Annotated in this window: 16 protein-coding genes; 11 read left to right on the top strand and 5 right to left on the bottom strand. The window is 68.5% G+C overall.

Annotation, left to right across the window (positions count from 1 at the left end; genetic code table 11):
- Window positions 1-33: 33 nt before the first annotated feature.
- The 3 genes from BLV92_RS08685 to BLV92_RS08675 form a co-directional block, all read right to left on the bottom strand.
- Entirely contained in the window at window positions 34-1,014 is a 981-nt protein-coding gene (locus tag BLV92_RS08685; protein WP_090544084.1) for a sugar kinase, read from the bottom strand.
- Between the two features lie 61 nt (window positions 1,015-1,075).
- Entirely contained in the window at window positions 1,076-1,858 is a 783-nt protein-coding gene (locus BLV92_RS08680; protein ID WP_090544082.1) for a TIM barrel protein, read from the bottom strand.
- A 159-nt stretch (window positions 1,859-2,017) separates the two neighbouring features.
- On the bottom strand, window positions 2,018-2,914 hold the full coding sequence (locus BLV92_RS08675; RefSeq protein WP_090544080.1) for a LysR family transcriptional regulator: 897 nt from the start codon (window positions 2,912-2,914) through the stop codon (window positions 2,018-2,020).
- A gap of 110 nt (window positions 2,915-3,024) precedes the next feature.
- Between BLV92_RS08675 and BLV92_RS08670 the strand changes: the two genes are divergently transcribed.
- The 6 genes from BLV92_RS08670 (at window position 3,025) to BLV92_RS08645 (ending at window position 9,513) form a co-directional block, all read left to right on the top strand.
- Window positions 3,025-4,101, top strand: a complete 1,077-nt coding sequence (locus BLV92_RS08670) for a YeiH family protein (RefSeq protein ID WP_090544078.1) — start codon at window positions 3,025-3,027, stop codon at window positions 4,099-4,101.
- A gap of 390 nt (window positions 4,102-4,491) precedes the next feature.
- Window positions 4,492-5,232, top strand: coding sequence for a glutathione S-transferase (locus BLV92_RS08665; protein WP_090544077.1), 741 nt, complete (start codon window positions 4,492-4,494; stop codon window positions 5,230-5,232).
- A 109-nt stretch (window positions 5,233-5,341) separates the two neighbouring features.
- Window positions 5,342-7,090: a ClcB-like voltage-gated chloride channel protein gene (locus tag BLV92_RS08660; protein WP_090544075.1), complete on the top strand. Its 1,749-nt coding sequence runs from the start codon at window positions 5,342-5,344 to the stop codon at window positions 7,088-7,090.
- Window positions 7,091-7,315: 225 nt separating this feature from the next.
- Window positions 7,316-8,656 carry a C45 family autoproteolytic acyltransferase/hydrolase gene (locus BLV92_RS08655; protein WP_090544073.1) on the top strand — a complete coding sequence of 447 codons (1,341 nt, stop codon included), beginning with the start codon at window positions 7,316-7,318 and terminating at the stop codon, window positions 8,654-8,656.
- Window positions 8,657-8,882: 226 nt separating this feature from the next.
- Window positions 8,883-9,155 (top strand): hypothetical protein, encoded by a 273-nt coding sequence (locus tag BLV92_RS08650; protein ID WP_090544071.1) that lies wholly within the window; start codon window positions 8,883-8,885, stop codon window positions 9,153-9,155.
- 127 nt (window positions 9,156-9,282) lie between these two features.
- Window positions 9,283-9,513, top strand: coding sequence for a DUF2795 domain-containing protein (locus tag BLV92_RS08645; RefSeq protein ID WP_090544069.1), 231 nt, complete (start codon window positions 9,283-9,285; stop codon window positions 9,511-9,513).
- Between the two features lie 28 nt (window positions 9,514-9,541).
- Here BLV92_RS08645 and BLV92_RS08640 read toward each other — a convergent pair whose 3' ends face one another.
- Window positions 9,542-10,159: a TetR/AcrR family transcriptional regulator gene (locus BLV92_RS08640; protein WP_090544067.1), complete on the bottom strand. Its 618-nt coding sequence runs from the start codon at window positions 10,157-10,159 to the stop codon at window positions 9,542-9,544.
- Window positions 10,160-10,429: 270 nt separating this feature from the next.
- Between BLV92_RS08640 and BLV92_RS08635 the strand changes: the two genes are divergently transcribed.
- From BLV92_RS08635 to bfr, 5 genes are all read left to right on the top strand, one after another.
- Entirely contained in the window at window positions 10,430-11,527 is a 1,098-nt protein-coding gene (locus BLV92_RS08635) for an efflux RND transporter periplasmic adaptor subunit (RefSeq protein ID WP_244283816.1), read from the top strand.
- A 44-nt stretch (window positions 11,528-11,571) separates the two neighbouring features.
- Window positions 11,572-14,655, top strand: a complete 3,084-nt coding sequence (locus BLV92_RS08630) for an efflux RND transporter permease subunit (RefSeq protein WP_373681827.1) — start codon at window positions 11,572-11,574, stop codon at window positions 14,653-14,655.
- On the top strand, window positions 14,652-16,283 hold the full coding sequence (locus tag BLV92_RS08625) for an efflux transporter outer membrane subunit (protein WP_090544061.1): 1,632 nt from the start codon (window positions 14,652-14,654) through the stop codon (window positions 16,281-16,283). The genes BLV92_RS08630 and BLV92_RS08625 overlap by 4 nt, the downstream gene beginning before the upstream one ends.
- 91 nt (window positions 16,284-16,374) lie before the next feature.
- Window positions 16,375-16,986, top strand: a complete 612-nt coding sequence (locus BLV92_RS08620) for a 2-hydroxychromene-2-carboxylate isomerase (protein ID WP_090544059.1) — start codon at window positions 16,375-16,377, stop codon at window positions 16,984-16,986.
- Between the two features lie 383 nt (window positions 16,987-17,369).
- A complete protein-coding gene (gene bfr, locus BLV92_RS08615) occupies window positions 17,370-17,837 on the top strand; it encodes a bacterioferritin (protein WP_090544057.1) in 468 nt (155 codons plus the stop codon).
- A gap of 84 nt (window positions 17,838-17,921) precedes the next feature.
- On the opposite strand, the gene BLV92_RS08610 is transcribed toward bfr, so the two are convergent.
- Window positions 17,922-20,435, bottom strand: coding sequence for a penicillin-binding protein 1A (locus BLV92_RS08610; RefSeq protein ID WP_090544055.1), 2,514 nt, complete (start codon window positions 20,433-20,435; stop codon window positions 17,922-17,924).
- Between the last annotated feature and the right edge of the window lie 37 nt (window positions 20,436-20,472).

The raw sequence follows: 20,472 nt of genomic DNA, 5'->3' as shown, positions 1-20,472 counted from the left end.
GCCGCCGCCGTGGCAAGACGTATGCCGCGCCGGTCAGCCGGCTTCGGCGGCGGCCGGCTCCTGCGCATCCATTGCTTCGAGGCGGTCCAGCCGCGCGCGATCCGGCAAGCCTTCCGAATCGCCGATCACCTGCACCGCGAGCGCGCCGATCCGGTTGCCGCGCGCGACCGCCTGCGGCAGCGAACGCCCGTCGAGCAGCGCGCTGATCACGCCGACCGCGAAGCCGTCGCCCGCGCCGACCGTATCGACGACGCGCGCGACCGGCTGCGCGCGCACGAAGCCTTCCGTGTCCGCGGTGCGGAAATACGCGCCGTCCGCGCCGAGCTTCACGATCACGCCGCGCGCGCCGCGCTCCAGATAAAACCGCGCGATCTCGTCGGGCCGGTCCGAGCCGGTCAGCACGAGGCCTTCGCCGAGGCCCGGCAGCACCCAGTCCGCGTAGGCGGCGAGTTCGTTCAGCGTCGCGACCATCGTCTCGCGCGACGGCCACAGCGTCGGCCGCAGGTTCGGATCGAACGAGATCGTGCGGCCAGCCGCGCGCATCTCGCGCGCGAGCTTGAACGCAAGTTCGCGCGAGCTTTCGGAGATCGCCGGCGCGACCCCGCTCAGATGCAGGTGACGCGCGCCGAGCACGTAGTCGGCCCGGTAGTCGTCGAGCGACAGCCGGCTCGCGGCCGAGCCACGGCGGAAATACTCGATCGCCGGATCGCTGCCGTCGTCGCTCTTCGACTTCAACTGGAAGCCGGTCGGGAAACGCTCGTCGGTGGTCACCGCGCGCGCGTCGATGCGTTCGGCGGCGAGCACGTCGCGCACGAACTGGCCGAACGAGTCCGCGCCGACGCGGCTCATCCAGCCGACCTTGAAGCCGAGGCGCGCGAGCCCGGTCGCGACGTTCAGCTCCGCGCCGGCCGCGCGTTTGGCGAACTGCGACACGCTCGCGAGCGGGCCGGCTTCGGTCGCGACGAACATCGCCATCGCTTCGCCGTAGGTGATGACATCGAGTGATGCGGTCATGCAATGCGCTCCTGCTGGTGTACGGATGGGTCTGATGCGAGGTCCGGCGATCGGTGCGCGGTCAAGCGGCGGCGAGCCATCCGACATAACGCGCGGCGTCGTCCGCGACGCGAAGCGGATCGAACGGAAATTCGATGCCGCGCGGCGCCCTGGGCGGCAGCCAGGCGAACGCGGCGCGGCACAGCGGATCGTCGGCGGCCGGCGCGGTCGCGAAGCGCCGCGCGCCGGTTCCCGTCACCGCCTTGCAATGCACGTACTCGACGTACGGCGCGAGCGCCGCGGCCGCGAGCAGCAGCGGCTCGCCGGGCCACTGCCAGTTGCCGATGTCGAACGTCATGCCGATCGCGCGGCGCGCGTTCATCTCCGGCGAGTTGTCCAGCGCGCGGAACAGCGCGACGAACTGCGCGAGCGTGCCGCCCTGGGCCAACTGGCCGTTCTCGACGACGACGCGCAAACGGCCGTCGCCGCCCGTTTGCGCGAGCACGGCGGCGAGTTGCGCCGCGTGCGCGTCACCGGCGAAAGCGCCCAGTTGCAGCTTCGCGAAACGCGCGCCGAGCGCGCGGCCGTGATCGAGCGCCGCGCGCAGCGCCGCTTCGTCGAGCGCGCCGTCGTCGCGGTACAACGTGTCGGGCGTCGACCAGACCGGCCACAGGCCCGCGCCGGCGATCCGCGCGCCGAGCGCGGCCAGCGCGTCGTTATTCACGTCCGCGTCGGCCATCAGTTCGCGCCGCACCTCGAACGCCGCCGCGCCCGCGCGCCGCGCCGCGTCGATCCACGCGGCGTGTCCGTCGCGCCGGATCGTCTCCGCGCCGAACGCGCTCGCCACTATTGCCACTTCCGTCATTGCCGTCCTGCCCGTCATGCCTGCCGTGTCGCCACTTCGCCCGATCTCGCCTGGAACCGGTTCCAGATCGATCCAGAAAAAAGGCGCGTCAGCGCCAGTGAAGTTTGGCGGATAGTGCGCCGGCGCGGCCTGGCGCGCCATTGTGGAAATCCCTGGACGTCAGTCCGGCGCCGCGTCCTGCATGCACAGGTCGAGAAAACGCTGCGCGACGCGCGACGCCGCGCGCACGTGCGGCACGAGGATCGAGAAGCGCCGCGCGAGCGGTACCGGGCCGAGCCGCAGCCGGCACAGTGCGCTGTCCTCGTGCCGCATCGACATCGCGGACACGAAACCGATCCCCATCCCCGCGCGCACCGCCTCCTTCACGCCCTCGACGCCCGCGATTTCGAGCGCGACGCGCATCGGCACCGCCGCGCGCGCGAACGCGCGCTCGACGATCTGCCGCACGCCCGAGCCTTCCTCGCGCAGCACCAGCGGGTGCGCGCCGAGCGCGTCGAGCGTGACGACGGTTTCCTGCGGGTCCGCCGCCAGCGGATGCCCGCGCGGCACGATCGCGACGATCTCGTCGTCGCGCCACGGATGCACCGCCGTGTCCGGCGGCAGTTGCGCGCCGACCGGCCCTTCGATCATCGCGACGTCGAGCGAGCCGAGCATCCCGACCACGTCGGACGTGTTGCCGCTCGCGGTCTCCAGCCGGACCTCCGGATATTGACGGTGAAACGCGGCGATCAGATAGGGCAGCAGATAACTCGCCGGCGTCGTGCTCGCGCCGATCCTCAGCGTGCCGCGCTCCAGCCCGCGCAGCGCGTCGCGGAACGCGTGCGCGTCGCGCCACGTGTCGCGCAGCCGCGCCGCGTAGACGGCCAGTTGCTCGCCGGTGGGCGTGAGCCGCACGCCGCGGCCGTCGCGCTGGTACAGCGGCTCGCCGAATTCCTCCTGCAACAGCCGCAGTTGCCCGGACACCGCCGGCTGCGACAGATGCAGTTCGAGCGCCGCGCGGCTGATGTTCCGCTGCTCGGCGACGACGGCAAAGGTTATCAGTTGCTCCGGGGTCATCTTCTAAATCTATCAGATCAGCCGATATTTTACGTCGCAAATCACGATTTTTCATATTGATATACGCGAATTAGGATTAGGCCATTCGCTGACAACCGACCTGAACCGTCATGTCCACCTCGTCCCCTACCCTTGCCCATCCGCTGCCTTCCACCCGCGGCCAGTTGAACGGCGTGCTGTTCGTCGCGCTGTTCGCCGCCGCGGTCACCCGCGTCGCCTCGCTGCCGGCGATCGCCGGGCTCGGCATCAGCCCGCTGATCGTCGGCATCGTCGCCGGCACGATCTACGGCAACGCGCTGCGCGACGGCATGCCCGAAAGCTGGGCCGCCGGCGTCAACTTCTCCGCGCGCAAGCTGCTGCGGATCGCGGTCGGCTTCTTCGGGCTGCGCGTGAGCCTGCAGGAAATCGCGCAGGTCGGCCTGCCCGGCCTCGTCGAATCGGTCGCGATCGTCGTCGGCACGCTCGCGATCGGCACGTGGGTCGGCATGAAGGTGATGAAACTCGACCGCGACACCGCGCTTTTGACCGCCGCCGGCAGCGCGATCTGCGGCGCGGCCGCGGTGCTCGCGTTCGAATCGACGCTGCAGTCGAAGCCGCACACGAGCGCGATGGCGGTCGGCAGCGTCGTGCTGTTCGGCACGCTGTCGATGTTCCTGTACCCGCTGCTGTACCGCGCCGGCTGGCTGCATCTGGACACGCTCGGCGCGGGCCTCTTCTTCGGCGGCACGATCCACGAGGTCGCGCAGGTCGTCGGCGCGGCGAGCAACGTGAGCCCGGAAGCGACGCACATCGCGACGATCGTGAAGATGACCCGCGTGATGCTGCTCGTGCCGGTATTGCTCGCGCTCGGCGTGTGGCTGAACCGCCCGGCGCGCGGCCGCGTAGCGGAAGGCGCGCACCACGCGCAGGGCAGCCGCAAGCTCGCGGTGCCGTGGTTCGCGCTCGGCTTCCTGATGCTCGTCGTCGTGAACTCCCTGCACGTGCTGCCGGCCGTCGCGACCGACACGGCGAACACCCTCGACACGTTCGCGCTGACGATGGCGATGACCGCGCTCGGCATCGAAACCCGCGTATCGCAGATCCGCGAGGCCGGCCCGCGCGCGCTGACCACCGGGCTGATCCTGTATGTGTGGCTGATCGCCGGCGGACTCGGGATCACGTGGGCGGTGGAGCGGCTGTTCGGATGACGACCGGTCCGCGCGCCGCGGCGCGTCGGGCAGCAGGCCCCGCCGGGTGCGGGGCTTGCTGCGTTGTGGCGGGCGATTGCGATGGCCGGTGCGAACGATACGAACGGTGCGGCGCGTGCGAATCGCGTGGCCGTCGAAGTGGGCGGAGCGATCACGCCGGCCGTCGTACCGGCCAACGCGCCAGCCGCCGCCGCGTCGACCCGCGTGCGCCGCGCGACCGTGGACGAGGCAACCCGATCGCGCCGCGCCACAACCGCCCTGGCAAACACGTCGAACCTCGCGCCGCACCTCGCCGCCCCCGCACCGTCGCACGTCCGCGCCACAACCGCGCTTGGCGCGCGATACTGTGCGGTCTGGCCTGTTGCAGGCGCCTTCATGGAAGGAGCACCGATGGCATACGAACTGTATTACTGGGACGGCCTGCAAGGCCGGGGCGAATTCGTGCGGCTCGCGCTGGAGGAAGCGCAAGCCGACTATGTCGACGTCACGCGCGGGCCGGAGCAGGACGGGCTGGGCACCGGCGCGATGATGGCGCTGCTCGACAGCCGCAGCGAACCGCATCCGCCGTACGCGCCGCCGTTCCTGAAGGACGGCGACCTGATCGTGCCGCAGACCGCGAACATCCTGTTCTATCTCGGCCCGAAACTCGGGCTCGCGCCGAAGGACGAGGGGCTGCGCTACGTCGCGAACGGCCTGCAACTGACGATCGCGGACCTCGTGACCGAGGCGCACGACACCCATCATCCGATTTCGGGCAACCTGTACTACGAGGATCAGAAGGACGAAGCGAAGGCGCGTGCATCGGACTTCATCCAGCATCGGATTCCGAAGTTCATGCATTACTTCGAGCGCGTGCTGCTGCAAAACCCGGACGGCCACAAACGCCACATGGTCGGCGACGCGCTTTCGTACGTCGATCTGTCGATGTTCCAGATCGTCGAAGGGCTGCGCTACGCGTTCCCGAAGGCAACGAAACACTTCGCGGACCACTATCCGCACGTGGTCGCGCTGCACGACGCGGTCGCGAAGCGGCCGAACATCGCCGCCTACGCGGCGTCCGGCCGGCGCATACCGTTCAACGAGAGCGGCATCTTCCGGCACTACCCGGAACTCGACAAGGCGGTGCGCTAGGTCCATGCCGCGCGGCGCCTCCGCCGCCTCCTGCACGGCTACGCACGGCCCGGGCGCGATGCTATTCTTGCGCCCGGCGCCGCTCCCCCAACCTTTCGCCCTGCCCGCCGTGCTGTCATTCCTGCTGAAACTGCGCACCCGCGCACGCGACCTTTTTCGCCTGTCCGACGCGCACACGATGCTGATCTGGTCGGTGATCGTCGGCGTCGCCGGCGCATGCGCGACGGTGCTGTTCCGCGAGGGAATCGCGCTGTTGCAACGCGCGCTCACCGGCACCGACGGCAGCTTCGTCGAGATGGCGCGCCGCCTGCCGTGGACCACGCGGATCTGGATGCCCGCGGCCGGCGGTTTCGTCGCGGGGCTGGTGCTGCTCGTCGCGCGGCGCATGAACCGCGGCGGCGGCAGCGGCGCGCCGATCCACACCGACTACGTCGAGGCGGTCGCGATCGGCGACGGCGCGATGCCGGTCGGCCGCAGCCTCTGGCGCAGCGTGTCGTCGCTGTTCACGATCGCGACCGGCGGCTCGATCGGCCGCGAAGGCCCGATGGTGCAACTGGCGGCGCTCGCCGCGTCGCTGATCGGCCGCTGGGTCCACTTCGATCCGCCGCGGCTGCGCCTGCTCGTCGCGTGCGGCGCGGCGGCCGGCATCACGTCCGCGTACAACGCGCCGATCGCCGGCGCGTTTTTCGTCACCGAGATCGTGCTCGGCTCGCTCGCGATGGAGAGCTTCGGGCCGATCGTCGTCGCGTCGGTCGTCGCGAACATCACGATGCGCGAGTTCGCCGGCTACCGGCCGCCATACGAGATGCCGGTGTTCCCGGCTGTCGCCGGCGTCGAGGTGTTCCTGTTCGTCGGGCTCGGGCTGCTGTGCGGGGCGCTCGCGCCGCAGTTCCTGCGGCTGCTCGATGCGTCGAAGGCCGGCTTCGCGCGGCTGCCGACGCCGCTGCCGGTCACGCTCGCGGCCGGCGGCCTCGTGGTCGGCGTGCTATCGGTGTGGGTGCCCGAGGTCTGGGGCAACGGCTACAGCGTCGTGAACTCGATCCTGCATTCGCCGTGGACGTGGACCGCGCTCGCGACGGTGCTCGTGTTCAAGCTGGTGGCGACCGCCGCGACGGTCGGTTCCGGCGCGATCGGCGGCGTGTTCACGCCGACGCTGTTCGTCGGCGCGGTGCTCGGCTCGCTGTACGGCCAGGGGATGCACGCGCTATGGCCGCACGGCACGTCCGAGCCGTATGCGTATGCGATGGTCGGGATGGGCGCGTTCCTCGCGGGCGCGACCCAGGCGCCGTTGATGGCGATCCTGATGATCTTCGAGATGACGCTCAGCTATCAGGTGATGCTGCCGCTGATGCTCGCGTGCGTGGTCGCGTATTTCGTCGCGCGCTCGACCGGCAACGCGTCGATGTACGAGATCACGCTGCATCGCAACCGCGAGGAAGCGGAGCGCCTGCGGCTGCGCTCGACGCAGATGCGCGAGCTGATCCGCCCGGCCGACACCGTCGTGACGACCGGCGCGACCGTGCGCGAGATGACGCGCGTGTTCCTCGAATATCCGGTCAAGTACCTGTACGTGACGGACGATGCCGGGCGCTTCGTCGGCGCGGTCGCGCTGAAGGACATCACGTCGGACCTGCTCGAAGGACGCGACACGTCGAGCCGGACCGCCGCGGACTATCTTCAGCCGCACTTCGACGTGCTGACGCCGGACATGCCGCTCGCGGTCGGCTTGCAGCACTTCATGGCGTTCCAGGGCGAGCGGCTGCCGGTGATCGAGAGCGCGCGCGAGCCGCTGCTTGCCGGGGTCGTGTACAAGACCGCGTTGCTCGATGCCTATCAGCGGATGAATCCGGCGCGGTAGGTGGTTCGGCGTTTCCGCGAGCCTTCGGTTCGCGGCCCTGTCCGGCTTCCGGCCGTTCGTTTGTCGCGCGTCGTTCGGATGCCCGCGCAAGCGATGTTCCCAGCCCCCCTCCCGCACACGTCGCACGGCACACCCCACCCGCTGCGCGCCAAAAGACCGCCGGATTTTCTACAATGAACACCAGCCGCGCGGCGGTTTCAACCCAGCGGTCATACCGGAGCGAAGATGAGCGAACCGTCCATCGATGCCGTGCGCCGCGACCATGCGGGCTGGATCTTCGTCCACCTCGAAGGCGAACCGTACGACCGCGGCGAACAGCACGGCCAGTTGCTCGCGAACGAGATCCGCAATGCGATCCGCACCGCGCGCCATCTGGCCAGGTGGGACACCGGCGAGGACTTCGACACGTTCGTGAAGGCCGCCGTTTCGCAGTTCGCGCCGAAGCTCGACGCCGAATTCGCAGACGAAATCCAGGGCATCGCGGACGGCGCGAAGCTGCCGTTCGCCGAAGTGCTGGCGTGGAACGGCTACATGGACCTGCTGCAAGGCTGGTGGCCGACTCACCACGCGGCCGCGCAGCAGCCGCAACTCGCGGCGAAGCCGTGGCGCGGCCGGCGCGGCCACCATTGCAGCGCGTTCATCGCGACCGGCAGCGCGACCCGCGACGGCCGCATCGTGATGGCGCACAACTCGTGGGACCGCTACGCGGCCGGCGATGCGTTCAACGTCGTGTTCGACATCGTGCCCGACACCGGCCACCGCATCCTGATGCAAGGGCTGCCGGGCTGCATCGCCAGCCTCACCGACTTCTGCGTCACGTCCGCCGGGCTGATGATTACCGAGACGACGATTTCGAACTTCGTCGGCTATCGCGCGTCCGGCGCGCCGGAGTTCTACCGGTCGCGGCGCGCGACGCAATACGCGCGCAGCATCGGCGAATGGTGCGAGATGTTCTCGGTCGCGAACAACGGCGGTTATGCAAATAGCTGGCTGCTCGGCGATGCAAACACCGGCGAGATCGCGCGCTACGAACTGGGCCTCCAGCACGCGGGATTCGAGCGCACGACGGACGGTTTCTTCAGCGGCTTCAACGCGGCGACCGACCTGAAGATCCGCAACCAGGAGTGCGTGGGCGAAGGCGACGACTACACCGACGTGCGCCGCAACGGCGCGCGCCGGCTGCGCTTCATGCAACTGGCCGAATTGCACCATGGCAGGATCGACGTGGAAGTCGCGAAAGAAATGATCGCGGACCATCACGACGTCTATCTGGACCGCAACGACAATCCGTGCTCGCGGACGATCTGCGGCCACCTCGAACTCGACGACGCGCGTTTCGGCGGCTCGGACCCTGGGCCGTTCAATCCGTGGGGCGCGAACGACGGCAAGGTCGTCGACAGCGAGATGGCGCGCGGCCTCGCGTTCTGGGCGCGCTGGGGCCACCCGTGCGGCCGCGCGTTCGATGCGCAGTCGTTCATGAAGCACCATCCGCAATGGAACTGGCTGAACGGCTACATGCGCGACCGGCCGTCGTGGCCGTGGACGCGCTTCGACGGATTGCGCTGATAGCGGCTGCGTTATGGCCGCTTCGTTATGGCGGCCCGGCTCGTTCATATCGGATACGCGAATAAAAGTACGTCCGTTCGCGACGCACGCATCCGTTTACTGCGATGATGAAGCACCTGCCGCGGCATGGTCCGGCGAATCCCGCCGGCATCGTCGCGCGGCCGCCGATCGCGACGGCACAATGCTTGCTGTATTGCGCGGGCCGCTTGAGAGAGGAGGTCGAGTGATGAAAACCTCGACGCTGTTGACCGCCGCGCTGCTGTCGGCATCGTGCTTCGCCGCACCGAGCCACACCGCACGGGAAATTCCCGCTGCCCAGCCGACCGCCGCCCCCGCGGTCGCCGCGCAGCGTTACCTGCTCGACGTGCCGGTCGCGCCGCCCGCGCCCGACGTGCCCGCCGCATCCAGTCCCGGCCCGCAACGCTGGGAGTACCTGAAACTGCCGAAGTCGCGCCGCCTCGACCGCTCGATGGCCCCGGACCTGCACCAGCAGACCTGACATCTCGCCGACTCTTCCCATGCTGACTGCCGACGTTGATTGCCGACGTCTGCCCGCACGCGGGCCGCGCGCCGGATCGTGTATGCTCGGACCACGACGACCCCACTCTGCAATCGAGGACATCAGCATGCCCGCTTCCCGCATTCCCGACGAGCCGATCGACCTGCAGTTCAGCGACGTGCTGCGCGAAGTGCAATGGCCCGCGAACAAGGATGAGATCGTCGACGCCGCGAGCGCGGCCGGCGCGAGCAACGAAGTGCTCGCGATCCTCGACGGGCTGCCCGAGCAGGACTATCGCGACATCGAGTCGGTTACGCAGTTGATCGGCAGCAACTACGGGCCGGGCGTCAGCGGCTAGGCACCGCAAGGACGGCAAGCCGCCCCGCTCACGGATCGCGGCCGAACACCACGCGCGAGAAAAACACCGACAGCACCTGCTCGACGAGCGGCTGCGTGATCTGCTGCGGATCGCCGGCCGCGAGGAACTGCACGCCGTCGCACAACCCGATGAGCCCGACCACCAGCACGTCCGGCGGCAGCGGCAGCGGCGTGCCGACGCGCGCCGAAAACTCCTCGATATACGCCTTCAACTCCTCGCGCTTTTCCTTCATGAACGCGTTGAAGCGCGTCCTGAAGCGCGCGTCGCGCGTCGCGAGCAGCTTCGCCTCGACCCACAGCACGAGCGCCTTGTTGTTCTGCGCCAGCAGGCTGTAGTACGCCAGCACACGCGCTTCCATTTCCTCGCGCGGCGCCGGCGTATCGAAGATCGCGTGCAGGCCGGCCTGCATCGTTTCGTGATCGCGCCTCAGCAGTTCGACGAACAGTTCCGCCTTGCCGCTGAAGTTCGAATAGAACGCCCCGCGCGTATAACCGGCCGCCAGCGCGATATCCTCGACGCTCGCGCCGATGAATCCTTTTTTGGTGAACATCGCCTGCGCGGCGTCGAGCAGGCGCTCGCGCGTCTGCTCGCGGCTCTGTTCGCGCGTGAGTCGTGTACGTTTCATGCTCGCGAGTCTAGCATCTATCGGGCATGAAAATACATCTTTGCATCCAGATACAAGGGTGTATTAGAATCCGCCTCATCATCCATGGGCCGAGGCCCGCCTGTGCGCTGCATGCCCGGGCGGACACCGGCCACGGCGCGACCAGGTTCGCCGCACGACTGCGGGTCCGTTCGCCCCCTGCGTATCGAGGTTCATGTGAATCGTTGCGGTCGTAGCGCATCCGGCATCGCGCACCGGCAGTCCCGCCGGCCATCGGGCAATGCGAAGGAACTGCGGCGCGTCGCCGGCGCGCTCGCGCTGTGCGGCTCGCTGCTGCTCGCCGCGTGCGACAAGCACGCGCCCGCCGCCCCCGAACCGCGGCCCGTCGTCTCCGCGGTCGTGCATGCCGACCAGCGCGCGGGCAGCGCGTCGTTCCCCGGCGAACTGCAGGCGCGTTATTCGACGCCGCTGTCGTTTCGCGTCGCGGGCAAGATCGTCGAGCGCAGCGTGCGGCTCGGCGACAGCGTGAAAAACGGCCAGGTCGTCGCGCGGCTCGATCCTTCGGATTACGACAAGAACCTCGCGAGCGCACAGGCGCAGCTCGACGCCGCGCAGCATCGCTACCAGTTCGCTAAACAGCAACTGGACCGCGATACCGCGCAAGCCAACGCGAACCTGATCGCGCGCGCGCAGCTGGAGCAGACCCAGGACTCCTACGCGTCCGCGGACGCCGCCCGCACCCAGGCGCAGCAACAGTGGTCGCTCGCGCAGAACCAGCGCCGCTACACCGAACTCGTCGCGACGCACGCGGGCACGATCACCGCCGAGAACGCGGACACCGGCCAGAACGTGCAGGCCGGCCAGGCCGTGTACAACCTCGCGTGGTCCGGCGACATCGACGTCGTCTGCAACCTGCCCGAGAACGTGATCGCCGCGCTGCGCGCCGGCGAGGCCGCGCAGGTCATTCTGCCCGCGCTGCCGGGCCGCACTTATGCCGCGCACGTGCGCGAACTCGCGGCTGCCGCCGATCCGCAAAGCCGCACGTGGCGCGCGAACCTCACGCTCGATCGCCCGGACGGCGACGTGCGGCTCGGGATGACCGCGAACGTGATCCTCGCGGCGAACACCGCATCGGCCGGCGCGACGTTCACGGTGCCGGCGACCGCCCTGTTCCACGACGGCAATGCGCCCGCGCTGTGGATCGTGCGCGCCGACAACGTGCTCGAACTGCGGCGCATCGCGGTGACGCGCTACGACGCGCGCACGATCACCGTGTCGTCGGGTCTCGCCAACGGCGAGCGCATCGTGCTGCAAGGCGTGCACACGGTCAACGCCGGCGAGAAGGTGCGGCCGGTGCCGCCGCTGCATCCCGAGGACTTCGCGTCATGAGCCCCCCCCAACGCGAGGGGCGTTTCAACCTGTCCTCATGGGCGCTGCGCCACCAGGCGCTGGTCGTGTTCCTCGTCGCGCTCGCGACGCTGTTCGGCGCGCTGTCCTATACGCGGCTGTCGCAGTCCGAAGACCCGCCGTTCACGTTCCGCGTGATGGTGGTCCAGACCTTCTGGCCCGGCGCGACCGCGCGCCAGGTGCAGGACCAGGTGACCGACCGCATCGGCCGCAAGCTGCAGGAGACGCCGTACATCGACTTCCTGCGCAGCTATTCGCGGCCCGGCGAATCGCTGGTGTTCTTCACGATGAAGGACTCCGCGCCGGTCAGCGAAGTGCGCGAAACGTGGTACCAGGTGCGCAAGAAGGTCGGCGACATCGCAACGACGCTGCCGGCCGGCGTGCAGGGGCCGTTCTTCAACGACGAATTCGGCGACGTCTACACGAACATCTACACGCTCGAAGGCGACGGCTTTTCGCCCGCGCAACTGCACGACTACGCGGACACGCTGCGCGCCGAACTGCTGCGCGTGCCGAACGTCGCGAAGGTCGATTATTTCGGCGACCCCGACCAGCGGATCTTCATCGAGATTCCGAACACCCAGTTGACGCGACTCGGCATCTCACCGACGCAGATCGGCGACGCGCTGAACGCGCAGAACAGCGTGTCGCCGGCCGGCACGCTGACGACCGCCGACGACCGCGTGTTCGTGCGTCCGAGCGGCCAGTTCACCGACCTGCGCGCGCTCGCGGACACGCTGATCCACGTGAACGGCCGCTCGTTTCGGCTCGGCGACATCGCCACGATCCGGCGCGGTTACGAGGACCCGCCGAAAACGCAGATGCGCTTCGAAGGCCAAGCCGTGCTCGGCGTCGGCGTGACGATGCAGCCGGGCGGCGACGTGATCCGGCTCGGCCGCGCGCTCGATGCGCGCGTCGCGCAGCTACGCGCGCAGTTGCCGGCCGGGTTGAAGCTCGTCGAGGTGTCGAGCATGCCGGACGCGGTGTCGCGCTCGGTGGACGACTTCGTCGAGGCGGTGGCCGAGGCGGTCGGCATCGTGCTGCTCGTGAGCCTCGTGTCGCTCGGCGTGCGCACCGGGATGGTCGTCGTGATCTCGATTCCGATCGTGCTCGCGATCACGTCGCTGATGATGAACCTGTTCGACATCGGGCTGCACAAGGTGTCGCTCGGCACGCTGGTGCTGGCGCTCGGGCTGCTCGTCGACGACGCGATCATCGCGGTCGAGATGATGGCGGTGAAGCTCGAACAGGGCTGGGACCGCACGCGCGCCGCCGCGTTCGCATACACGAGCACCGCGTTCCCGATGCTGACCGGCACGCTCGTCACCGTGTCCGGCTTCCTGCCGATCGTGCTCGCGAAGTCGAGCACCGGCGAATACACGCGCTCGATCTTCGAGGTGTCCGCGATCGCGCTGATCGCGTCGTGGTTCGCGGCAGTCGTGCTGATCCCGCTGCTCGGCTACCGGCTGCTGCCGGAGCGCAGGCGTGCCGCGCACGAAGAAACCGGAGCCGGCGACCACGAACACGACATCTACGACACGCGTTTCTATCAGCGGCTGCGCGGCTGGATCCGGGGGTGCGTCGAGCGGCGCATGCTCGTGCTCGCGCTGACCATCGCGCTGTTCGTGCTCGCGCTGTTCGGCTTCACGCGCGTGCCGCAGCAGTTCTTCCCGAGTTCGGACCGCTCCGAACTGCTCGTCGACGTGCGGCTGCCCGAAGGCGCATCGTTCGACGCGACGCTGCGGCAGACGAAACGTCTCGAACAGGCGCTCGATGGCCGCCCGGAAATCGATCATTTCGTGAACTTCGTCGGCACCGGCGCGCCCCGCTTCTACCTGCCGCTCGACCAGCAGTTGCAGCAGCCGAACTTCGCGCAGTTCGTCATTACCGCGAAGTCGGTCGAGGATCGCGAGAAACTCGCCGCGTGGTTCGCGCCGAAACTGCGCAACGACTTCCCCGCGATCCGCACGCGGCTCTCGCGGCTCGAAAACGGGCCGCCGGTCGGTTATCCGGTGCAGTTCCGCGTGAGCGGCAACGAGATCGCGACCGTGCGCGAGATCGCAACGCGCGTCGCGTCGGTGATGCGCGCGACGCCCGGCACCGACAACGTGAACTTCGACTGGGACGAGCCCGCCGAACGCTCGCTGCACTTCGAGATCGACCAGCAGCGCGCGCGGCAGCTCGGCGTGTCGTCGCAGGACGTCGCGAATTTCCTGCAGATGACGCTGTCCGGCTACACCGTCACGCAATATCGCGAACGCGACAAGCTGATCGGCGTCGATCTGCGCGCGCCGCAAAACGAGCGCGTCGATCCCGAGCGCGTGCTGACGCTCGCGCTGCCGACGCCCAACGGTCCGGTGCCGCTCGGCTCGCTCGGCCATCTGGTGAACAGCCTCGAATACGGCGTGATCTGGGAACGCGACCGCCAGCCGACCATCACCGTGCAGGCCGACGTGATCGGCGGCGCGCAGGGCATCGACGTGACGCGCGTCGTCGAAGGCCGGCTGCAAGCCGTGCGCGCGTCGCTGCCGGCCGGGTACCGGATCGAGGTCGGCGGCTCGGTCGAGGAAAGCGCGAAGGGTCAGGCGTCGATCAACGCGCAGATTCCGATCTTCGTGATCGCCGTGCTGACGCTGCTGATGATCCAGTTGCAGAGCTTCGCGCGCGTGATGATGGTCGTGCTGACCGCGCCGCTCGGGCTGATCGGCGTCGTGTTCGCGCTGCTCGTGTTCCGCGAGCCGTTCGGCTTCGTCGCGATGCTCGGCGTGATCGCGATGTTCGGCATCATCATGCGCAACTCGGTGATCCTCGTCGATCAGATCGAGCAGGACATCCGCGCCGGCCATCCGCGTTTCGACGCGATCGTCGGCGCGACAGTGCGGCGCTTCCGCCCGATCACGCTGACCGCGGCGGCCGCGGTGCTCGCGCTGATCCCGCTGTTGCGCTCGAACTTCTTCGGGCCGATGGCGACCGCGCTGATGGGCGGCATCACGAGCGCGACCGTGCTGACGCTGTTCTTCCTGCCCGCGCTGTACGCGACCGCGTTTCGGGTGAAAGCGAGCGAGACCGGCGAACCACGCGGGCCGTCGGACGATGGAGTGGCATCATGAAGCGGCTTCGGTTCTCTGTTCGTTACGAGGCGATAAAGGCCAACTCACGTTTCGGCTGCGCGGACGATGCTGCCCAGCGAGACGCAAGCGACATTGCACCCGCGCCCAAAGCGCCATTTCCTCGCGCCGCGCTCGCGGCGGCATCCGCCGCACTGCTGCTCGCCGCGTGCGCATTCGGGCCGGGCGGCGCGCCGCCCGCGATGCCGCAGCCCGCGCATTACGGTGCCGAGCCGCAGCCGGAACGCACGGTCGCCGCGCAAGGCGTATCGCAACAGTTCGTCGTCGGCGCGCCGCCGGTGCCGCAGTGGTGGACGCTGTACCGCTCCGACGCGTTGAACGCGCTCGTCGACGAAGGGCTGCGCAACAGCCCCAACCTCGCGGCCGCGCAGCACAGCCTGAACGCGGCGCGCGAGCAGTTGCGCGCGCAGGTCGGCAGTTCGATCCTGCCGACCGTCGACGCGCTCGGCATCGCCGCGCGGCAACGCTCGCCGGGCATTCCGGCGCTCGGCGTCGACAAGCTCGAAAACGACCTGTTCGCCGGGCTCGTGCAGGTGCAATACACGTTCGACCTGTTCGGCGCGACGCGGCTGAACAACGCCGCGCTGCTGTCGCGCTTCGACATGCAGGCGTTCCAGTTCGACGCCGCGCGGCGTTCGCTCGCCGCGAACATCGTGACCGCCGCGATCGGCTCGGCGACGCTGCACGCGCAGATCGACACGACCGGGCGGCTGCTCGCGCTCGCCAGCGGACAGGCCGACGACCAGCGCCAGCGTTACGACCTCGGCGCGGTGTCGCACGCGGACGCGCTCAGCGCACAGCAGAACGCCGACGCGATCGCCGCGAGCCTGCCGGCGCTGCGCCAGCAATGGATCGCGACGCGCCACGCGCTCGCGGTGCTGCTCGGCCGCACGCCAAACAACGCGCCGCCGGACCTCGACCTCGCCGGCATTGCGCTGCCGGAACAGGTGCCGGTCAGCGTGCCGTCGGAACTGCTGAAGGCGCGGCCCGACATCCAGGCGGCGGACGCCGCGCTGAAGGCCGCGGCCGCCGACGTCGGCGCGGCGACCGCGCAGATGTTCCCGAGCATCACGCTGTCCGCCGCGATCGGCCAGGCCGGGCTCACGTGGCCCGCCGCGACGTCGGGCGCGGGCGCGTTGTGGAGCATCGGCGCGTCGCTCACGCAGCCGATCTTTCACGGCGGCGCGCTGCTCGCGCAGCGGCGCGCGGCGCTCGCGTCGTACGAAGCCGCGAACGATTCGTACCGGCAAACGGTGCTCACCGCGTTCCAGAACGTCGCGGACCAGCTGGCCGCGCTCGATCACGACGCGCAGGCGCTCGATGCGTCCAGCCGGTCCGCGCGGCTCGCGGAAACCGTCCATGACGAAACGGTCGAACGTTACCGGCTAGGCGCGGTGCCGTATTCGTCGGTGCGCGTCAGCGAACAGCAATGGCGCAACGCGCGGCTCGACGAGATCCGCTATCGGGGCGCGCGGCTGTCCGATACCGCCGCGCTCTTTCAGGCGATGGGGAATCCGCCGGTCGGTACCGACGCCGGCGCGTCGTCGCCCGCTGCAACGTCCGCAGCGGCGGCCGGTGCGACCAACGCGACTCGGGCCGGCGGCGAATGACCGGCGCGGTCGCCGACGGTATCATCGGCTGATCCGGTAAACGCATCGCGCGCGTGTCGCGCGACGCCGCAACGAACAGGAGACATTGCCGATGTCGTCGCCGCAACCGCCGTCGATCGAATTCTGGTTCGATCTCAGCAGCATCTACAGTTACCTGAGCGTGATGCGCATCGAGGACGCCGCGTTGCGCGCGGGCGTCGCGGTGGCGTGGCGTCCGTTCATGCTCGGGCCGATCTTCGACGCGCTCGGCTGGGACGCGCCGCCGTTCGTCGTGCAGAAGGAAAAAGGCGCGTACGTATGGCAGGACATGCAGCGCCAATGCCGCAGGTACGGTCTGCCGTGGCGGCAGCCGACGGTGTTTCCGCGGCGCGCGGTACTGCCGGCGCGCATTGCGGTGCTGGGCGAAGGCGAGCCGTGGCAGCCGGCGTGGTGCCGCGAGATCATGCGGCTCAACTATGGCGAGGATCGCGACGTCGATACGCCGGAAGTCGCCACCGAGATACTCGACCGGCTCGGGCTGCCGGCCCGGGCGATTCTCGACGCGGCCGTCAGCGACGAGAACCGTCAACGGCTGCGCGCCGCGACGCAGACCGCGCGGGAACGCGGCGTGTTCGGCGCGCCGACGTTTTTTGTCGGCAAGGATATGTACTGGGGTAACGACCGGCTCGACGATGCGCTTGAGGCGGCGGCGAGCAAGGCTTGAAGCGGGCGATGTCGAGCCTGCATGGTTGTCCACGGATTCTGTTCGCTTACACGAGGGGTTCGTCACGATGCGGATACGGAACAGCAGCGCGCGAGGCATCGCGCCGTCGTGATTCTCGGTGAAGCGCCGGAGAACCATCCTCGATGAACGCCACCGGACCAAAACTGAACCGTCGCGTCGGCGGCGAGGTCGCAAAAGCAGCGCCGTCAACTGGCGATACGGCTCGCAGTGCAGTTCGATGTTGCTACGCATCCCCCCGCCCCTATGACCTGCGTCTTTCCACCGCCCCCTGCGCTACCGCCCGCCGCGCCTTTCTCCGGCAGCCCGTCTGTAAGCTCGTTTGGACCAAACGACCGTCTGCCCCGGACGAACAAGGAGAAGCCGTGAAAGGTGACAAGAAAGTCCTCGCCCATCTGAATGCGCTGCTGGCGGGCGAATTGACCGCAGCCGACCAATACTTCACTCACGCGCGGATGTACGCCTATTGGGGGCTTCCGAAGCTCCACGAGCACGTGGCTCACGAGATGGCCGAAGAACTCGATCACGCGTCGCAGCTGATCGCGCGCATCCTGTTCCTGGAGGGCGTCCCGGATCTGTCGAAGCGCGACCCGCTCACCATCGGCAAGTCAGTTCCCGAGATGATGGCGAACGATCTCGAACTCGAACTGAAGGTCGTCGCGCACCTTCGTGAAGTCATCGCGTATTGCGAGCAGGTCAACGACTACCAGACGCGGGAAATTCTCCGCGCCATGCTGGCCGATACCGAGGAAGATCACACGGACTGGCTGGAGAAGCAGATCGGTCTGATCGACAAGACAGGATTGCAGAACTACCTGCAATCGCAGATGTGACGCGTGCGCGTGATGGCGTGATGGTCGTGATGCGGTCCGCAGCCGACGCGACATTTCGGGTCGCGTCGGCGAACGGCCCCCGGATCAAGGCTTGTTCGTCTCGAACAAGTCCATGATCTGCTTCTTCTCGTTCGACGATACGTCCGGCGGAGGGGGCGGCGGAGGCGTCATCCCGGCCGGCCCGACACCGCCGACCATGTCGGTCGCGCCGCCCGCCGGATTCGCCGCATCGAGACCGATGCTCGCGACGAAGCCATTGCCCGGCGTCTTGTCCGCGAAGAACAGTTCGCCGTCGACAGTCGTCACGCCGTCCGGCGTCGGCGGCTCTTCCTGCGGCACGCCGCGCAGCGCGCGCTGCATGTACTCGACCCAGATCGGCAGCGCGAGCTGCGCGCCGAACTCGCGGCTGCCGAGGCTCTTCGGCTGGTCGTAACCCATCCACGCCACCGCGACGAGCGTGCGCTGATAACCGGCGAACCAGCCGTCCTTCGCGTCGTTCGTCGTACCGGTCTTGCCTTGCAGGTCCGAGCGGCGCAGCACGTTCGTGCCCGCGCCGGTGCCGGCGGTCGCCACCGAATGCAGCAGGCTGTTCATCACGAACGCATTGCGCGGCGTCAGCGTCTGCGGCGCGTTCTGTCCGGCGACGAGCGGCTGCGCCTTCAGCAGCGGCTGACCATGCGCGTCGTCCACCTCGGCGATCAGATACGGATTGATCCGGTAACCGCCGTTCGCGAACACCGAGTACGCGCCCGCCGACTGCAACGGCGTGACGAGCCCCGCGCCGAGCGCCATCGGCAGATACGGCGGCGTCTTGTCCGCGTCGAAGCCGAAGCGCTGCGTCACGTAGTCCTGCGCGTACTTCGTGCCGATGAACGACAGGATCCGGATCGACACGAGGTTCTTCGACTTCTGCAACGCGAGCCGCATCGGCATCGGGCCGTCCGGCTGGTCGTCGTCCTTCGGCTCCCACGCGTCGCCGCCCGGCGTCGTCGGCGGAAAGTACAGCGGCGCGTCGTTGATGATCGTGGCCGGCCCGAGGCCCTTTTCGAGCGCGGCCGAATAGATGAACGGCTTGAAGCTCGAACCCGGCTGACGCCACGCCTGCGTGATGTGGTTGAACTTGTTCTTGTTGAAGTCGAAGCCGCCGATCAGCGCGCGGATCGCGCCGTCCTGCGGCGTCAGCGACACGAGCGCGCCTTCGACCTGCGGCAGTTGCGTGATCTGCCAGTTGCCCTTGTCGTCGGCGACGACGCGCACGATCGAACCAGCCCGGATCGCGAGCGTCTGCGACGCACGCGGCGACAGCGCGGCCGCGACGAACCGCAGCCCGTCGCCGTTCACGGTGATCGCGGTGCCGTCGAGCAGTTGCGCCTTCACTTCCTTCGGCGCGGCCGACGTGACGACCGCCGCGACGATCTCGCCGTTGTCCGGATGGTCGGAGAGCGCATCGTCGATCGCCTGCTCGCGGTCGTCGCTATCGGCCGGCAACGCGACGAAACCTTCCGGCCCGCGATAGCCGTGACGCCGCTCGTAGTCCATCACGCCCTTGCGCACCGCGCGATAGGCGGCGTCCTGGTCGCCGGAGTCGATCGTCGTCGTGACGGTGAGCCCGCGCGTGTACGTTTCGTCGCGATACTGCGCGTACATCATCTGCCGCACCATTTCCGCGACGTACTCCGCGTGCACGCTGTACTCGTTGCCGGCCCCGCGCGTCACGATCGGCTGCTTCAGCGCTTCGTCGTACTGCGCCTGCGTGATGTACCTCAGATCGAGCATCCGCTTCAGGATGTACTCCTGGCGGATCTTCGCGCGGCGCGGATTCACGACGGGGTTGTACGCGGACGGCGCCTTCGGCAGGCCCGCGAGCATCGCGGCCTCGGCAAGCGTGATGTCCTTCAGGTCCTTGCCGAAGTACACGCGCGCGGCGGCCGAGAAACCGTATGCGCGCTGGCCCAGATAGATCTGGTTCATGTACAGCTCAAGAATCTGGTCCTTCGTCAGCGCGCGTTCGATCTTGTACGCGAGCAGCATCTCGTAGATCTTACGGGTGTAGGTCTTTTCGCTCGACAGGAAGAAGTTGCGCGCGACCTGCATCGTGATCGTGCTCGCGCCCTGCGATGCGCCGCCATGCGAGAGGTCCGCGAAACCCGCGCGCAGGATGCCGACGAAATCGACGCCGCCGTGCTCGTAGAAGCGATAGTCCTCGATCGCGAGCACCGCCTTCTTCATCACGTCCGGGATGTCCTGGAAGCGCACCAGTTGACGCCGCTCCTCGCCGAACTCGCCGATCAGCACGTGGTCGGCGGTATATACGCGCAGCGGCACCTTCGGGCGATAGTCGGTCAGCGCGTCGAGCGACGGCAACTGCGGCCCCATCACGACGAGCGCATAACCGGCGATCAGCGCGCCGACGACGACCAGCGTCGCGATCAGGCCGAAGAACCCGAGCGCGATCGACGCGCCGAGCGAACGCCGGCGCGCGACGCCGTCGCGCGACGTGGTGTGGCGCGGCGGCTCGCTGCCGTTGCCGTGGTGGAAGGAAGGTTCCCGATCGTCGTTCGGGTACTGCGGTGATGGCGGTCGTTTAATGATAGGCATGACTGGAATGAATGGCGCGGATCGTTCACGCCCCTGC

Source organism: Paraburkholderia caballeronis (genome assembly GCF_900104845.1).
GTDB classification, from domain to species: Bacteria; Pseudomonadota; Gammaproteobacteria; order Burkholderiales; family Burkholderiaceae; genus Paraburkholderia; species Paraburkholderia caballeronis.
Note: the sequence above shows the minus strand (reverse complement) of the source record. Positions and strands in the feature narration are given on the sequence as shown.

What these genes read in the sequence shown, in the direction of transcription:
- BLV92_RS08655 (WP_090544073.1), top strand. Translation starts at nt 7,316, where the DNA reads ATGAGCGAACCGTCCATCGATGCCGTGCGCCGCGACCATGCGGGCTGG.
- BLV92_RS08680 (WP_090544082.1), bottom strand. Translation starts at nt 1,858, where the DNA reads ATGACGGAAGTGGCAATAGTGGCGAGCGCGTTCGGCGCGGAGACGATC.
- BLV92_RS08610 (WP_090544055.1), bottom strand. Translation starts at nt 20,435, where the DNA reads ATGCCTATCATTAAACGACCGCCATCACCGCAGTACCCGAACGACGAT.
- BLV92_RS08665 (WP_090544077.1), top strand. Translation starts at nt 4,492, where the DNA reads ATGGCATACGAACTGTATTACTGGGACGGCCTGCAAGGCCGGGGCGAA.
- BLV92_RS08640 (WP_090544067.1), bottom strand. Translation starts at nt 10,159, where the DNA reads ATGAAACGTACACGACTCACGCGCGAACAGAGCCGCGAGCAGACGCGC.
- BLV92_RS08675 (WP_090544080.1), bottom strand. Translation starts at nt 2,914, where the DNA reads ATGACCCCGGAGCAACTGATAACCTTTGCCGTCGTCGCCGAGCAGCGG.
- BLV92_RS08625 (WP_090544061.1), top strand. Translation starts at nt 14,652, where the DNA reads ATGAAGCGGCTTCGGTTCTCTGTTCGTTACGAGGCGATAAAGGCCAAC.
- BLV92_RS08645 (WP_090544069.1), top strand. Translation starts at nt 9,283, where the DNA reads ATGCCCGCTTCCCGCATTCCCGACGAGCCGATCGACCTGCAGTTCAGC.
- BLV92_RS08650 (WP_090544071.1), top strand. Translation starts at nt 8,883, where the DNA reads ATGAAAACCTCGACGCTGTTGACCGCCGCGCTGCTGTCGGCATCGTGC.
- BLV92_RS08620 (WP_090544059.1), top strand. Translation starts at nt 16,375, where the DNA reads ATGTCGTCGCCGCAACCGCCGTCGATCGAATTCTGGTTCGATCTCAGC.
- BLV92_RS08685 (WP_090544084.1), bottom strand. Translation starts at nt 1,014, where the DNA reads ATGACCGCATCACTCGATGTCATCACCTACGGCGAAGCGATGGCGATG.
- BLV92_RS08670 (WP_090544078.1), top strand. Translation starts at nt 3,025, where the DNA reads ATGTCCACCTCGTCCCCTACCCTTGCCCATCCGCTGCCTTCCACCCGC.